General features: G+C 70.5%; 16 protein-coding genes. 9 read left to right on the top strand and 7 right to left on the bottom strand.

The annotated features are described in order from the left end of the window. Positions 1–83: 83 nt before the first annotated feature. The 3 genes from pdxH (at position 84) to EIY87_RS12940 (ending at position 2,792) form a co-directional block, all read left to right on the top strand. On the top strand, positions 84–758 hold the full coding sequence (gene pdxH, locus EIY87_RS12950) for a pyridoxamine 5'-phosphate oxidase (protein ID WP_191984075.1): 675 nt from the start codon (positions 84–86) through the stop codon (positions 756–758). Between the two features lie 193 nt (positions 759–951). Continuing rightward, complete coding sequence (locus EIY87_RS12945) at positions 952–2,217, top strand: MFS transporter (protein WP_191984154.1); 1,266 nt, start codon at positions 952–954, stop codon at positions 2,215–2,217. Positions 2,218–2,240: 23 nt separating this feature from the next. Beyond that, complete coding sequence (locus EIY87_RS12940; RefSeq protein ID WP_125307954.1) at positions 2,241–2,792, top strand: DUF3558 family protein; 552 nt, start codon at positions 2,241–2,243, stop codon at positions 2,790–2,792. 29 nt (positions 2,793–2,821) lie between these two features. Here the strand turns inward: EIY87_RS12940 and EIY87_RS12935 are convergent, their stop codons facing one another. The 3 genes from EIY87_RS12935 to EIY87_RS12925 are packed head-to-tail and all read right to left on the bottom strand — an operon-like array spanning position 2,822 to position 5,066. Further along, on the bottom strand, positions 2,822–3,655 hold the full coding sequence (locus EIY87_RS12935; protein ID WP_125307953.1) for an MBL fold metallo-hydrolase: 834 nt from the start codon (positions 3,653–3,655) through the stop codon (positions 2,822–2,824). Continuing rightward, positions 3,652–4,488, bottom strand: coding sequence for an MBL fold metallo-hydrolase (locus tag EIY87_RS12930; RefSeq protein WP_125307952.1), 837 nt, complete (start codon positions 4,486–4,488; stop codon positions 3,652–3,654). Before EIY87_RS12930 ends, EIY87_RS12935 begins: the two co-directional genes overlap by 4 nt. Then, a complete protein-coding gene (locus EIY87_RS12925; protein ID WP_191984074.1) occupies positions 4,488–5,066 on the bottom strand; it encodes a TetR/AcrR family transcriptional regulator in 579 nt (192 codons plus the stop codon). Before EIY87_RS12925 ends, EIY87_RS12930 begins: the two co-directional genes overlap by 1 nt. A 65-nt stretch (positions 5,067–5,131) precedes the next feature. Here EIY87_RS12925 and EIY87_RS12920 point away from each other — a divergent pair, with 65 nt between their 5' ends. The 3 genes from EIY87_RS12920 to EIY87_RS12910 are packed head-to-tail and all read left to right on the top strand — an operon-like array spanning position 5,132 to position 7,727. Then, positions 5,132–6,034 carry an aldose 1-epimerase family protein gene (locus EIY87_RS12920; RefSeq protein WP_125307950.1) on the top strand — a complete coding sequence of 301 codons (903 nt, stop codon included), beginning with the start codon at positions 5,132–5,134 and terminating at the stop codon, positions 6,032–6,034. Beyond that, complete coding sequence (locus tag EIY87_RS12915) at positions 6,001–6,498, top strand: GNAT family N-acetyltransferase (RefSeq protein ID WP_125307949.1); 498 nt, start codon at positions 6,001–6,003, stop codon at positions 6,496–6,498. The genes EIY87_RS12920 and EIY87_RS12915 overlap by 34 nt, the downstream gene beginning before the upstream one ends. 11 nt (positions 6,499–6,509) lie before the next feature. Next, on the top strand, positions 6,510–7,727 hold the full coding sequence (locus tag EIY87_RS12910) for an amidohydrolase (protein WP_125307948.1): 1,218 nt from the start codon (positions 6,510–6,512) through the stop codon (positions 7,725–7,727). 19 nt (positions 7,728–7,746) lie between these two features. On the opposite strand, the gene EIY87_RS12905 is transcribed toward EIY87_RS12910, so the two are convergent. The 4 genes from EIY87_RS12905 to EIY87_RS12890 are packed head-to-tail and all read right to left on the bottom strand — an operon-like array spanning position 7,747 to position 10,686. Beyond that, positions 7,747–8,358, bottom strand: a complete 612-nt coding sequence (locus EIY87_RS12905; RefSeq protein WP_225439851.1) for a Uma2 family endonuclease — start codon at positions 8,356–8,358, stop codon at positions 7,747–7,749. A gap of 10 nt (positions 8,359–8,368) precedes the next feature. After that, on the bottom strand, positions 8,369–8,896 hold the full coding sequence (locus EIY87_RS12900; protein WP_125307947.1) for a Uma2 family endonuclease: 528 nt from the start codon (positions 8,894–8,896) through the stop codon (positions 8,369–8,371). A gap of 54 nt (positions 8,897–8,950) precedes the next feature. Next, entirely contained in the window at positions 8,951–9,505 is a 555-nt protein-coding gene (locus EIY87_RS12895; RefSeq protein ID WP_125307946.1) for a Uma2 family endonuclease, read from the bottom strand. Positions 9,506–9,549: 44 nt separating this feature from the next. Next, complete coding sequence (locus tag EIY87_RS12890) at positions 9,550–10,686, bottom strand: acyl-CoA dehydrogenase family protein (RefSeq protein ID WP_125307945.1); 1,137 nt, start codon at positions 10,684–10,686, stop codon at positions 9,550–9,552. A gap of 101 nt (positions 10,687–10,787) precedes the next feature. On the opposite strand from EIY87_RS12890, the gene EIY87_RS12885 reads away from it, so the two are divergent. From EIY87_RS12885 to EIY87_RS12875, 3 genes are all read left to right on the top strand, one after another. After that, positions 10,788–11,369, top strand: coding sequence for a TetR/AcrR family transcriptional regulator (locus tag EIY87_RS12885; RefSeq protein ID WP_125307944.1), 582 nt, complete (start codon positions 10,788–10,790; stop codon positions 11,367–11,369). Positions 11,370–11,409: 40 nt separating this feature from the next. Then, positions 11,410–12,351, top strand: coding sequence for a carbohydrate kinase family protein (locus tag EIY87_RS12880; RefSeq protein WP_125307943.1), 942 nt, complete (start codon positions 11,410–11,412; stop codon positions 12,349–12,351). A gap of 197 nt (positions 12,352–12,548) precedes the next feature. Next, positions 12,549–13,865, top strand: a complete 1,317-nt coding sequence (locus EIY87_RS12875) for a citrate synthase (RefSeq protein ID WP_125307942.1) — start codon at positions 12,549–12,551, stop codon at positions 13,863–13,865. The last annotated feature ends 9 nt before the right edge of the window (positions 13,866–13,874 follow it).

The following is a 13,874-nucleotide window of genomic DNA, read 5'->3' as shown; positions in this document are numbered from 1 at the left end:
GTTCCGCTGCAGCTCGTGAGGCCTTAACGTGCCTAGAGCCGAAGTCGACTGATGCCCCGACCGGGCGTGGAGGTTTGGCCGTGATGCCGGGAATCGAGGACCAGGTGGAAGACGCCGTAGTACGGCTTCCGGGAATGCGCGTGGCCTACGACGGCGCCGCGTTCGACGAATCCGCGCTCGCCGCCACGTGGACCGACCAATTGCAGGGCTGGCTGAACCAGGCCGTCGCCGCCGGCATCGCCGAACCGAACGCGATGGTCCTCGCGACGGCGGACGCCGAAGGCCGCCCCTCGTCGCGCACCGTGCTGTGCAAGGGCCTCGACGAACGCGGCGTCGTGTTCTACACGAACTACACGTCGACCAAGAGCCACGACCTGACCGCGACCCGGTACGCGTCGGTGACGTTCCCCTGGTACCCGCTGCAGCGCCAGGTCCACGTCCGCGGCGAGGTGGAGAAGGTCGGCACCAAGGAGACGGCGGAGTACTGGGCGAAGCGCCCGCGCGGCTCGCAGCTGGGGGCGTGGGCGTCCCCGCAGTCCCGGGTGGTCGACGGGCGGCGCGCGCTGGACAACGCGCTGAGCGGCATCGAGCGGCGCTTCGCGGACGTCGAGCACATCCCGGCCCCGCCGCACTGGGGCGGCTGGCGGATCCGCCCGGACCTGGTGGAGTTCTGGCAGGGGCGGGAGGACCGGATGCACGACCGGTTGCGGTACGTGCGGACGGACGACGGGTGGCACGTGGAGCGCGTCGCGCCCTGAGCCCGAAGCCTGCGAGCCCTCTCCGCGGCTTCGCCGACGTCTTGAATGAGTCATTCAGGTCTTCGGAGGTCCTGAATGACTCATTCAAGACACCGCAGGGCCGCCCGGCGCCGGTCGCGGGCGACGTAAATCACGAGACCCGAGATAGTTAGCCGAGCTAAGCTCGTTGGTTGTGACTGGTGAACCGGGGACCATGCCGCCCCGCTCGGGCGTGCGCAAGGTCCTCGGACGCATCATCGTCGACACCCGGCCGCTGAAGATCCCGGCTTTCCGGCGGCTCTGGCTGTCCACTGTGGTCACCGCCGTCGGCACGCAGCTGACCGCCGTCGCGGTGCCGAAGCAGGTTTTCGACCTCACCGGGTCGTCCGCCTACGTCGGGCTCACCGGGCTCGTCGCGCTCGTTCCGCTGCTCGTCTTCGGGCTCTGGGGCGGCGCCGTCGCCGATGCCGTCGATCGGCGGAAGCTCCTCTTCGTCACCAACGTCGGGGTCGCGATCACCTCCGCGCTGCTCTGGCTGCAGGCCTTCGCGAACTTCGGGTCCGTCTGGCTGGTGCTCGGCCTGCTCGCCGTCAACCAGGCGTTCTTCGCGATCAACATGCCGACGCGCGGCGCGGTCGTCGCCCGGCTCGTGCCCGCCGAGCTGCTGCCGTCCGCGAACGCGCTGAACACCACCATGTCGACCTTCGGTGCGGTCTTCGGCCCGCTGCTCGCCGGCGCGCTGATCCCGGTCCTCGGGCTCTCGACGCTCTACCTGATCGACGTCGTCGCCCTCGCGATCACGCTCGTCGCCGTCTGGCGGCTGCCGTGGATCCCGCCGCTCAACGGGCCGTCGCGGCGGGCGGGGCTCAGCGACGTCGTCGACGGCTTCAAGTACCTCGCCGGGCAGAAGATCCTGCTGGCCTCCTTCGTCGCCGACATCATCGCGATGGTCTTCGGCATGCCGCGGGCGCTGATCCCGGAGATGGCCGAGCGGACGTTCGGCGACCCGCCCGGCGGCGGGCCCGCGCTCGGCTGGCTCTACGCCGCGCTGCCGCTGGGCGCGATGCTGATCGGCCTGTTCAGCGGCTGGCTGACGCGCATCCACCGCCAGGGCGTCGCGGTGGTCGTCTCGATCTGCGCGTGGGGCGCGGCGGTCGCCGGGTTCGGGCTCGCGCACTCGCTGTGGCTCGCCGTCGTCTTCATGGCGCTCGCCGGCGCCGCGGACATGGTCAGCGCGGTCTACCGGATGGCGATCCTGCAGGTCGCGACCACCGACGAGATGCGCGGACGGCTCCAGGGCGTCTTCACCGTCGTGGTCGCGGGCGGCCCGCGGATCGCCGACCTCACGCACGGCTGGGGTGCCGCCGCGTTCGGCACGACGGCGGCCGCGACCGGTGGTGGCCTGCTGGTCATCGTGCTGGTCTGCGCCGCGATGTTCGTGCTCCCGGCGTTCTGGCGGTACCGGGCGCCGACCGCGTAGGCCGTTCGGGCTAGGGTGCGGGCATGCGTACGGTAGCCGTCGTTTTGGTCGCTTTTGCCGCTTTGACCGCCTGCTCCTCGGGGGACAAACCCTCCACCGCGACGTCGTCGTCCGCGGCCCCGAAGCCGGCGCCGAGCACGAACGCCGCCGCCGCGTCGCTGGACCCGTGCAAGCTGCTGCCCGCGGCGGCCGTGTCGAAGGCGCTGTTCCTGGACAACCTCACGGCGGTCCCGGGACCGGTGCAGGACAACGCGGCCAACGGCGGCAAGGCCCGCAGCTGCGAGTACCAGCTGGACGGCAAGGCCGCGGGCGCGCTCGCGGTGACCCGCTACGAGGGCAAGCAGGGCAAGCCCGCCGAGATGGTCGCGTCCATCAAGAAGGCCAAGGCGGGCGCGAAGGACGTCGCCGGGTTCCCGGACGGTGCCGTCTACTACGTCGACGAGCAGAAGACGGCCACCCTCGCCACGGCGGAGCTGGTCGCGGGCACGCCGGTGCTGGTCAACTACACCGGCCCGGCCAAGATGACGCCGGAGCAGATGGCGCCGCTGGTCAAGCAGGCCGTCGACGCCAGCTGATCAGGACCGTCCCGGCCGCCACGCCGAGATCAAACGGTTCCGCGGCGCAGCGCCGCCAGCTCGACCGGGCTGTGCGCCGAGAACACCTTCACCTCGTCGTGGTGGTCCCGCGCCAGCTCGTGCAGCCGCGCCAGGTTCTCCAGCCGCGGCCGGCGCAGGGTCTGGACCAGGTTCTGGAACGCCGTCAGCCCCGGCGGGCAGTGCGGCGCGACCGGGTCGAGCTGGCCGTGGAAGAAGTACGCGTCGCCCGCGTGCAGGAGCCAGCCGTCGCCGGTGTCGACCGCGACGCCCGTGTGGCCGCGGGTGTGGCCGGTGAGCGGGACCAGCAGGATCTCCTCCGGCAGGCCCTTCAGCGAGCGGACCGCTTCGAAGCCGAACCACGGCTCGCCGGTCTCGTCGTAGGAGCTCCACAGCGGGCGGTGCGCGAACTGGACCGCCCGGTAGCGGTTCTTCTCCGCCGCGTTCGCCGGGGCCGTCGCCGCGCGGTGCTCCTCGGCGCGGACGTGCACGACGGCGTTGGGGAAGTCGGCCAGGCCGCCCGCGTGGTCGACGTCGAGGTGCGTCATCACGATGTGGCGGACGTCGGCCGGGTCGAGGCCGAGCGCGCGGATCTGGGCGACGGCCGTCTCCGCGGTCTCGACGCGCGCGCCGACCATCGCCATGAACGGCCGCCCGAGCCACGCGCCGGGGCGGGCCACGGCCTGCGCGCCGAAGCCGGTGTCGACCAGCACCAGGCCGTCGCCGGTCTCGATCAGCAGGCAGTGCGCGACCAGCTCCGCCCGCCGCAGCAGGCCGGGCTCGCCGTCGAGCAGCTTGCCGCCCGCCGGGCGCATCGATCCGCAGTTCAGGTGGTGCACCTTCATACGCTGCTCCTGGTGCTCAGCCGGAGGAACTCGGTCTCGTCGTGCGCGGCGAAGACGGTGACCTCGTCGCCGTGCTCCTGAACAAGCTGGCGCAGGCGGCGGTGATTGTCCAGCCGGGCACCCCGCACCGTCTCGACGCGGCCCTCGAACCACTTGAGCCCGGGCGGGCAGCTCGGGGCGGCCGGGTCGAGCTGGCCGTGGAAGAAGTACGAGTCGCCGGCGTTGAGCAGCCAGCCGCTGCCGGTGTCGACGGCGACGCCGGCATGGCCGCGCGTGTGCCCGGAGAGCGGGACGAGCAGGATCTCCGGCGGCAGGCCGTCGAGCTGCCGCACCGCGTCGAAGCCGAACCACGGTTCGCCGGTGTCCGCATAGGACGTCCACTGTGGACCGTGGGCGAACTGGATCCGGCGGTAGCGGCCGCGTTCGGCGGCGTCCCGCGGTTCGGTGAACGCCCGCAGCTCTTCGGCGTAGACGTGCACCCGCGCCCACGGGAAGTCGATCAGCCCGCCCGCGTGGTCGAGGTCGAGGTGGGTCAGCACGATGTCGCGAACGTCGGCCGGGTCGAACCCGAGCGCGCGGATCTGCGCGATCGCGGTCTGCGCCGGGTCCGGGACGGGGTTGGACTGGCGGACGAACCCGGCGCCGAGCCAGGCGGCGCGGTCGACCGCGGCCGGCGTGCCCATGCCGGTTTCGACGAGCACGAGCCCGGTGTCCGTCTCGAGCAGCAGGCAGTGGCAGACCATGGTGGCGCGCCGGAACAAGCCCGGCTTGCCGTCGATCAGCCCGCCGCCGAGCGGGCGCATGGTGCCGCAGTTCAGGTGGTGGACGCGCATCAGGAGAACTCCCGGTCGAGGGTGGCGTGCAGGTGGGTGGCGACGGCGCGCAGCGGCGCGAGGTCGCGGCGGGTGCGGGCCAGCAGCAGCCCGCCTTCGATCGCGGCGAGCACGACGGTGGCGAGCTCGTCCGCGCGCTCGGCCGGAAGTCCTTGCGCGGCAAAGTAATCCGCGAAGATCGTGTGCCACGACGAGTAGCCGTCGGCGCAGGCTTCGCGGATCGGCTCGCTCGCCGCGGCGGCGTCCAATGCGACCGTCGCGAGTGGACACCCGCGCTGGAAGTCCGACTGGGTCAGGAAACTCGCCAGCGCGTCGATCGCCCGGGTGACGGCGGTCGGCGCGTCGGGCGCGTCGCGGAGGATCGCTTCCAGGATCGCACCGGTGCGCTCGCCCGACAGCCGGACGGCTTCGGCGGCGAGCTGTTCCTTGCCACCGGGGAAGTGGAAGTACAGCGAGCCCTTGGGCGCGCCGCCCGCCGTCGTCAGCTGGGTGAGGCCGGTGGCGTGGTAGCCCTGGGTCTGGAACAGGTCGGCGGCGGTGTCGAGCATCCGCTGCCGCGTGTCGGTGCGGCGAACCATGGGACGACCGTAGCGCAAACTATGACGACCGGTCTAGTGACTTCGTCGATCGGTAAGGTCGTGCCATGGGCAACCCGACCGGTCAGCAGTTCGAGATCACCCGCGGCAACGCGCGCGCCGTCGTCACCGAAATCGGTGCCGGGCTGCGCGCTTTCGAGGTCGGCGGAGTGCCGTACGTCGAGGAGTTCGGCGAGGACGAGAAGCCGCCGAAGGGCGCCGGCCAGGTGCTGCTGCCGTGGCCGAACCGGACCAAGGCCGGGAAGTGGACCTTCCAGGGCGAGGAACAGCAGCTCGAGATCACCGAAGAAGCGCGCGGCAACGCCATCCACGGCCTGACCCGCCACCTCGAGTGGGAGCTGCTGGAACACGCCGAGTCGTCGATCACCCTGGCCGTCGACGTCGAGGTGCAGCCGGGCTGGCCGGTGCCGCTGCGCGCGACGGTGACCTACGACCTCGCGCCGCGCGAACTGACCGTGACGCACGAGATCCGCAACGAGGGCGAGCAGCCGATCGGCGTCGGCGTCGGCACGCACCCGTACTTCCGGATCGGCGACGTCCCGACCGACGAGCTGACCCTGACGCTGCCGGCGAGCCGCGTCCGCCCGTACGAGGGCGATCAGCAGCTGCCGTACGCGCCGGAGCAGGACGTCGAGGGCACCGAGTACGACTTCCGCGGCGGGCGCGTGCTCGAAGGCGTCAACCTGGACACGGCGTTCGGCTCGCTGTCCGCTTCGGACGGCGAGCACCAGTTCGTGCTGTCCCACGAAGACCGGCAGCTGGTCGTCTGGACCGGCCCCGACTTCCGCTGGGCGCAGGTCTTCACGCCGGACGACCTGGTCGGCCGCGGCCGCGCGGTGGCGATCGAGCCGATGACCTGCCCGGCGGACGCGCTCAACACCGGCACGGACCTGATCGAGCTGGAGCCGTCGGCGTCGTGGTCGGGCAGCTGGGGCATCCGCGTCCGGTGATCCGGCTGGGTCCCGCCGACGCGGGCGAGGTGCTGACGCTGCAGCGCGCCGCGTACGTCACCGAGGCCCGCGCGCACGGCGACCTCGACCTGCCGCCGCTGCTGGAGACGCTCGACGAGACGCGCGCGGCCCTGGCGGGCCTGTCCTGGGGCATCCGCGAGAACGGGCGCCTGGTGGCGTCGGTGCGCCTGACGGTGACCGGGCACGTCGGCGTGATCGGACGGCTCGTCGTGGCGCCGGACCGGCAGGGGGCCGGGCTGGGTGGGTCGCTGCTGCTCGCCGCCGAGGCCGCGGCGCCGCCTGAGGTGACCGAGTTCCGGCTGTTCACCGGGTCGAAGAGCGTCGGGCCGCTGCACCTGTACGCCAAGCACGGCTACCGCGAGACGCACCGGACGCCCGAGAACAACCACGAGCTGGTGCACTTGGAGAAGGCCCGCGTGCACGCGCCCGGACGAGTTCGTTAGCGTGGCGAACTATGGCGAAGGCAATTGTCGGGGGCTACGTCGTCCCCATCGACGGTGAACCCATCGACGGCGGCACGGTCCTCATCGACGGCGGCAAGATCGTCGCGATCGGTGCCGAAGCCGACGTCGACATCCCGGAGGACGCCGAGCTCGTCGACGCGGCGGGCACCTGGGTGCTGCCCGGCTTCATCGACGCCCACGCGCACCTCGGCGTCCACGAAGACGGCGAGGGCTGGGCCGGCAACGACACCAACGAGATGACCGACCCGAACGGCGCCCGTTTCCGCGCGATCGACGGCATCGACCCGTACGAGCCGGGCTTCGACGACGCGCTGGCCGGCGGCGTCACGAGCGTCGTCATCAAGCCGGGGTCGGGCAACCCGATCGGCGGCCAGACGATCGGCGTCAAGACCTGGGGCCGCAGCATCCTCGACATGGTCTTCGCGGAGCAGGTCAGCGTGAAGAGCGCGCTCGGCGAGAACCCGAAGCGCGTGTACGGCGACAAGAAGCAGACGCCGTCGACGCGGCTGGGCGTCGCGGCGATCCTGCGCGAGGCCTTCACCAAGGCCCGCAACTACCAGGCGAAGCGCGCGCACGCCGAGTCCGAGGGCAAGCCGCACGAGATCGACCTGACGCTGGAGACGCTGTCGAAGGTCCTCGACGGCGAGCTGTACTGGGACCAGCACGTCCACCGCGCGGACGACATCGTCACGGCGCTGCGGCTGGCCGACGAGTTCGGCTACAAGCTGGTCATCAACCACGGCACCGAAGGCCACCTGATCGCGGACCTGCTGGCCGCGCGTGGTGTGCCGGTCATCTTGGGACCGCTGTTCACCACGAAGTCCAAGGTCGAGCTGCGCAACCGGACCCTGCGCTCGGCGGGCATCCTGGCTCGCGCGGGCGTGAAGATCGCGATCACGACGGACCACCCGGTGATCCCGATCAACTTCCTGGTCTACCAGGCGGCCCTCGCGGTGAAGGACGGCCTCGACCCGGCGACGGCGCTGCGTTCGCTGACCGTCAACCCGGCGTCGATGCTGGGCCTGGACGAGCAGATCGGCTCGCTGAAGCCGGGCCTGGACGCGGACGTGGTGCTGTGGTCGGGCGACCCGCTGGACGTGATGAACCGCGCGCTGCGCGTCTTCGTCCGGGGCGACGAGGTGTACCACTTCGACGAGACGCTGGGCGAGGGCGTTTCGAAGGACCGCCGCTACCGCGAGTCCCGTTGAGCTTCGAGCGGCACGCCGGTTACCGGGCGGTTCCGGCGTGCTGCTCGATCAAGGCGTCGAGGTCGAGCTTGACCGGGAAGGGGTCGTCGGTCGTGAAGGTTTTCGCGACTGCGGCGGCGTCCTGGTACCCCTGGCAGGCGATGAGGGTGACCGGCTCGGCGAGGTCGACGATCCAGTAGTGGGGGATGCCCGCGTCGGCGTACTCGTCGTGCTTCACGCGGTAGTCGGTGCGCCGGGAGCCCGCTGTCGCGATCTCGACGACCACCGCCACTTCGTCCGCTTTGAGCATGCCGTCGTCTTTGTCGACGCGGGCAATTGCGGACTTGTCGATGACCATCAGATCCGGTCGACGGGAAAAGCCGGGCTTCCCAGGAGGCGCCAAGCCGAGGTCAACATCGCAGCCGGGGACGAAGTCGAGGTGTTCCGGCAGCTGCGCTTCAAGATGTGCCGCCAGCCGGTGGATCGCGCGGTTGTGTCTGGGTTCATGGCTGGGTGACCTCAAGACGCGGCCTTCCACGAGTTCGGTGAAACCGGTGTCGGTTTCACCGAGCGCCGCGTACTCCTCGATCGTCAGCAGGTGATCGGGCATCTCCCACCGTCGAGCAGGGCCCGGCTCGGAAAGTGCGGTCACCGCGGCTCCTCTACGACAGCAGGCCGTCGAGGTCGAGCTTGACCGGGAACGGAACGTCGGTCTCGAAGGTGCCGGTGACCGGCGCCGCGTCGTGGTAGCCCTGGCACGCGACGAGCGTGACCGGTTCGCCGAGGTCGACGATCCAGTAGTGCGGGATTCCCGCGTCGGCGTACTCGTCGTGCTTGACGCGGTAGTCCGTGCGCCGGGAGCCCGAAGTCGCGATCTCGATGACCACCGCTACCGCCTCGGCGCGGATCGGGTCGCCCGCTGTCCGGTCGAAGATCAGCAGGTCCGGGCGGCGGGAGAAGCCGGGCTCGCCGAGTGGTGCCAAGCCGAGGTCGACGTCGGTGCCGAGGGCGAACGCGAGGCCGCGGGGCAGCTGGCGTTCCAGCTGTGCGGCCAGCCGGCACGCGGCCATGTTGTGCGTGCGGCCGGCGCCGGGTGAGGGTACGACGCGGCCTTCCACCAGTTCGGTGAAGCCGCGGTCGGACTCCCCGAGCGCTCGGTACTCCTCTATGGACAACAGCTGACCTGGCATGCGGACAACGTATCCGTACCGCGCGTGGGACAGGGTTCGCTCGACCAGGTCGGGTCAGTCGAGAAGGGCGTCGAGGCCGATCTTGACGGGGAACGGGACGTCGGTGGTGAAGGTGCCGGTGACCGCTGAAGCGTCGAGGTAGCCGAATTCGCCGGCCCGGTGGCATGCGACCAGGGAGATGGGCTCGGTGCTGTTGACGATCCAGTAGTGCGGGATTCCGGCGTCGGCGTACTCGTCGTGCTTGACGTGGTAGTCGGTGCGCTTCGACCCCGGCGTCACGATTTCGATGACGACGGCCACTTCAGCGGCCCGAAGCATGGCACCATCCCGGCGAATCCCGGTCTTGTCGACGATCATCAGGTCGGGCCGCCGGGAGGAGCCCGGTTTGCCGGGCGGCGCCAGACCGAGATCGAGATCCGTGCCGGGAACGAGCTTGAGGTGGCCGGGCACCTGTCGCACGAGTTGCCGCCCAATCTCGAACACCACGAGGTTGTGTCCGACCTCGGGACTGGGTGACGACACGACGCGACCCGCCACAAGCTCGGTGAAACCCGACTCGGTCTCACCGAGCGCCGCGTACTCCCCGACCGTTAGCAGCTCACCTGACATTCCGTCACCGTAGGTGTCCCAAGCGTGTGACAGAACCCGCTCGATCAGGCCTTCTTCAGCTCCCGCGCGATCACCATCCGCTGAATCTGGTTCGTCCCCTCGAAGATCTGCGGCACCTTCGCCTCCCGCATGTACCGCTCCACCGGGAAGTCCCGCGTGTACCCCGCCCCGCCCAGGACCTGGACCGCGTCCGTCGTCACCTTCATCGCCCCATCGGTGGCCACCAGCTTTGCGATCGACGCCTGGCGCTGGAACGGCAGCCCGCGGTCACGCCGCCGCGCGGCCTCCAGATAGGTCGCCCGGGACGACTCCACCGTCGCCGCCATGTCGGCCAGGAGGAACTCGACGCCCTGGAAGTCGATGATCGCGCGGCCGAACTGCGAGCGGCCCTTCGCGTACGCCACCGCCTCGTCCAGTGCCGCCTGGGCCAGGCCCACCGCGCACGCGGCGATGCCGAGGCGGCCCGAGCTGAGGGACGACAGGGCGATCCGCAGGCCCTCGCCCGGCGAACCCAGCAGGCGGGACGCCGGCACGCGGGCGCCGTCGAAGATCATCTGGGCGGTGGGGGAGCCGGTGAGGCCCATCTTCCGCTCGCGCGGGGCCGCCGACAGGCCTTCGGTGGCGCCGTCGACCAGGAGGCACGAGATCTCGTCGGCGCCCGTGCGGACCATCGTCGTGTAGAAGTCGGCCACGCCCGCGTGCGTGATCCACGCCTTCGTCCCGTTCACCACGTAGTCCGCGCCGTCGAGCCGGGCCCGGGTCGACAAAGCGGCCGCGTCCGAGCCCGCGTTCGTCTCCGAGAGCGCGTACGCGCCCAGCAGCGAGCCTTCGAGCATGTCCGGGAGCCACTCGTCGCGCTGGGAATCCGTGCCGTACTCGGCCAGCGCGTAGCAGGACATCGTGTGCACCGACAGCCCGACGCCGACCGTCATCCACGCGGTCGCCAGCTCCTCCAGGACCTGCAGGTACACCTCGTACCGGACGTCGCCGCCGCCCCAGCGCTCCGGGTACGGCAGGCCCAGCAGGCCGGACTTGCCGAGCAGGCGGAACTGCTCGCGCGGGAACTGCTCCGCCTCTTCGGCCGCTGCCGCGCGGGGAGCCAGCTCGTCGCGGGCGATCTCCCGGGCCAGGTCGACCAGGGCTTCGGCCTCGGGAGAGGGCAGCAGGCGTTCGGCGGGCATCGTCGTCCTCCAAAGCGGTACTGAAAACAGTACTGTGGGCTCGATCAGAGTACAGTACGACAGGCCTGGGGTGGCCGGAAGACGTAGGAGATAGTGAGCCGATGCGCCCCGAACCCCGCCGACGGCCGACCGCGCGTCAGCGCGCCCTGCTCGCCGACCTGGAGGCGCTCTTCCTCGCCGAGGGCTTCGTCGCCTTCACCCTCGACGACCTCGCCGGGCGCCTGCGCTGCTCGAAGTCGACGCTCTACGCCCTCGCGCCCAGCAAGGAGCAGCTCGCCGTCAAGGTCGTCACGCACTTCTTCCGGGGTGCCGCGGAGCGGATCGAGGAGCGCATCGCCGGGATCGACGACGCCCGCAAGCTCATCGGGGAGTACCTGGCCGGCGTCGCCGAGCACCTGAACCGGGCGTCGGCGGCGTTCATGCGCGACCTCGCCGAGTTCGGGCCGGCGCGCGAGGCCTACCAGGTCAACAGCCGGTTCGCGGCCCAGCGGCTCCGGCGGTTCATCGACAAGGGCGTCGCCGACGGGGTGTTCCGGGACGTCCACGCCCGGCTGGTGGCCGAGATGACCGGGCTGATCATCGAGGGCATCCAGACCGGCGTGCTCCGGCAGCGCACCGAAGTTTCCGACGCCGAAGCGTTCACCGCTCTGGGTGAGTTGCTGCTCGGCGGGCTGAACAAATAGCGGACAGGAATTGTCAGCCCGCAATGGATAAACTCCCCGCGTGATCGTCGTAGGCGGAGAAGCTCTGGTCGACCTGGTTCCCGGCGACCCCCTGGATTCCACTGTGGACGGTGGGCTGCGCGCGCTGCTGCCCCGGCTGGGCGGTGGTCCGTACAACGTCGCCCTCGCGGCCGGGCGGCTCGGCGTGCCGGCGGCGTTCCTGTCCCGCGTGTCGACCGACCGCTTCGGCGACGCGATGGTCGAGCGGCTGCACGCTTCCGGGGTCGACACGTCGCTGCTGCAGCGCGGGGACGAGCCGACGACGCTCGCCGTCGTCGCGCTCGACGCGAAGGGCGCCGCGCGCTACACGTTCTACGTCGAGGGCACGGCGGACCGGCTCGTCGCCGACCCGGGACCGCTTCCGGACGACGTGACCGCGCTCTCCCTCGGCACCCTCGGCATGGTCCTCGAGCCCGGCGCTTCGGCGTACGAGGCGATGCTGCGGCGCGAAGCCGCGCGCGGCGTGCTGACGGTCCTCGACCCGAACATCCGCGAGGCGCTGATCACCGACCCGGCGGCCTACCGCGCCCGGTTCGCGTCCTGGCTGCCGGACGTCCGGCTGCTCAAGATCTCCGACGACGACGCCGCGTGGCTGACCGGCGGCGCCGACCCGCTCGCGGCCGCGAAGACGTGGGTCGAGTCCGGTGTGGACGCCGTGGTGCTCACCCGGGGCGCCGAGGGGCTCGCGGTGATCACCGCCGCAGGTGAGCTGGCCCACGTGCCGTCGCGGAAGGTCGAGGTGGTCGACACGATCGGCGCCGGCGACACCGTGCAGGGCGCGCTGCTGGCCTGGCTGCACACCCGCGACGTCACCGACCTGGCTTCCCTCGACGCGGACGCGTGGCGCGAGGCCCTCGCTTTCGCGGCGAAAGCGGCGTCGATCACGGTGTCCCGCAGCGGCGCCGAGCCGCCGACTTCCGCGGATATGGCGTCGAGCGTGTGAACCTGGTCCCAAAGGGGCCCCCAGGAGCAACGCCACCGCTGCGCGAACACCAGTTCCTCGACTAGCGTAGAGGGGCATTCTTCATACCCCAGCGGGGCGGTGTGCAGCGAGGCGCCAGTGTTTCCTCGCGTGAACACGTGGCTACCTGTGGAACGTACAGGCGCCGCCGCTCCGTGCCGAACGTGAGAGGGACTTGCATGTCCGACGCGACGACTGCGGGGCAGTCCGGCGGCGATACCGCGAAGCTGACCCTGCCGAGTGGCGAGCACGAGTTCAAGATCGTCCACCCGGTCGAGGGCGCGCCCGGGATCGAACTGGGGAAGCTGCTGGCGCAGACGGGGTACATCACCTACGACCCCGGTTTCGTCAACACCGGCTCCGCGTCGTCCGCCATCGCCTACATCGACGGTGACGCCGGCATCCTCCGCTACCGCGGTTACCCGATCGAGCAGCTGGCCGAGAAGTCGACCTTCGTCGAGGTCTCGTACCTGCTGATCTACGGCGAGCTGCCGACCCAGGCCCAGCTGGCCGACTTCACCGAGAAGATCCAGCGCCACACGCTGCTGCACGAGGACCTGAAGGCCTTCTTCAGCGGTTTCCCGCGCGACGCGCACCCGATGCCCGTCCTGTCCAGCGCGGTGTCGGCGCTGTCGACCTTCTACCAGGACTCGCTCGACCCGTTCGACGAGCCGAACGTGGAGCTGTCCACCATCCGGCTGCTCGCCAAGGTCCCGACCCTGGCCGCCTACGCGTACAAGAAGTCCGTGGGCCAGCCGCTGCTGTACCCGGACAACTCGCTCGGCCTGGTCGAGAACTTCCTGCGCATGACCTTCGGCTTCCCGGCCGAGCCGTACGAGGTCGACCCGGACATCGCGAAGGCGCTGGACCTGCTGTTCATCCTGCACGCCGACCACGAGCAGAACTGCTCGACGTCGACCGTGCGCCTGGTCGGCTCGTCCGAAGCCAACCTGTTCGCCTCGATTTCGGCGGGTATCAACGCGCTGTTCGGTCCGCTGCACGGCGGCGCGAACGCGGCGGTCCTCGACATGCTCGAGGGCATCAAGAACGACGGCGGCGACGTCGCCAAGTTCGTCGAGCGCGTGAAGAACAAGGAAAAGGGCGTGAAGCTGATGGGCTTCGGGCACCGGGTCTACAAGAACTACGACCCGCGCGCGAAGATCATCAAGAGCACCGCCGACGAGATCCTCGGCAAGCTGAAGGGCGGCGACCAGCTGCTCGACATCGCCAAGAAGCTCGAGGAAACCGCGCTTTCGGACGACTACTTCGTGTCGCGCAAGCTGTACCCGAACGTGGACTTCTACACCGGCCTGATCTACCGGGCGCTGGGCTTCCCGACGAAGTTCTTCACGGTGCTGTTCGCGCTGGGCCGGCTCCCGGGCTGGATCGCGCACTGGCGCGAGATGATCAACGACCCGGCCACCAAGATCGGCCGCCCGCGGCAGATCTACACCGGCCACGCTTCGCGGGACTACACCCCGATGTCGGAGCGCTGACGGCTCACC

The organism is Amycolatopsis eburnea, from assembly GCF_003937945.1.
Classification (GTDB): domain Bacteria; phylum Actinomycetota; class Actinomycetes; order Mycobacteriales; family Pseudonocardiaceae; genus Amycolatopsis; species Amycolatopsis eburnea.
The sequence above is the reverse complement of the archived record's forward strand: the minus strand, read 5'-3'. Positions and strand labels throughout refer to the sequence as shown.

Bases quoted from the DNA above. Each gene is read 5' to 3' on its own strand.
- EIY87_RS12945 (WP_191984154.1), top strand. From the start codon at position 952: ATGCCGCCCCGCTCGGGCGTGCGCAAGGTCCTCGGACGCATCATCGTC.
- EIY87_RS12875 (WP_125307942.1), top strand. From the start codon at position 12,549: ATGTCCGACGCGACGACTGCGGGGCAGTCCGGCGGCGATACCGCGAAG.
- pdxH (WP_191984075.1), top strand. From the start codon at position 84: ATGCCGGGAATCGAGGACCAGGTGGAAGACGCCGTAGTACGGCTTCCG.
- EIY87_RS12925 (WP_191984074.1), bottom strand. From the start codon at position 5,066: ATGGTTCGCCGCACCGACACGCGGCAGCGGATGCTCGACACCGCCGCC.
- EIY87_RS12885 (WP_125307944.1), top strand. From the start codon at position 10,788: ATGCGCCCCGAACCCCGCCGACGGCCGACCGCGCGTCAGCGCGCCCTG.
- EIY87_RS12920 (WP_125307950.1), top strand. From the start codon at position 5,132: ATGGGCAACCCGACCGGTCAGCAGTTCGAGATCACCCGCGGCAACGCG.
- EIY87_RS12900 (WP_125307947.1), bottom strand. From the start codon at position 8,896: ATGCCAGGTCAGCTGTTGTCCATAGAGGAGTACCGAGCGCTCGGGGAG.
- EIY87_RS12935 (WP_125307953.1), bottom strand. From the start codon at position 3,655: ATGAAGGTGCACCACCTGAACTGCGGATCGATGCGCCCGGCGGGCGGC.
- EIY87_RS12895 (WP_125307946.1), bottom strand. From the start codon at position 9,505: ATGTCAGGTGAGCTGCTAACGGTCGGGGAGTACGCGGCGCTCGGTGAG.
- EIY87_RS12890 (WP_125307945.1), bottom strand. From the start codon at position 10,686: ATGCCCGCCGAACGCCTGCTGCCCTCTCCCGAGGCCGAAGCCCTGGTC.
- EIY87_RS12940 (WP_125307954.1), top strand. From the start codon at position 2,241: ATGCGTACGGTAGCCGTCGTTTTGGTCGCTTTTGCCGCTTTGACCGCC.
- EIY87_RS12930 (WP_125307952.1), bottom strand. From the start codon at position 4,488: ATGCGCGTCCACCACCTGAACTGCGGCACCATGCGCCCGCTCGGCGGC.
- EIY87_RS12910 (WP_125307948.1), top strand. From the start codon at position 6,510: ATGGCGAAGGCAATTGTCGGGGGCTACGTCGTCCCCATCGACGGTGAA.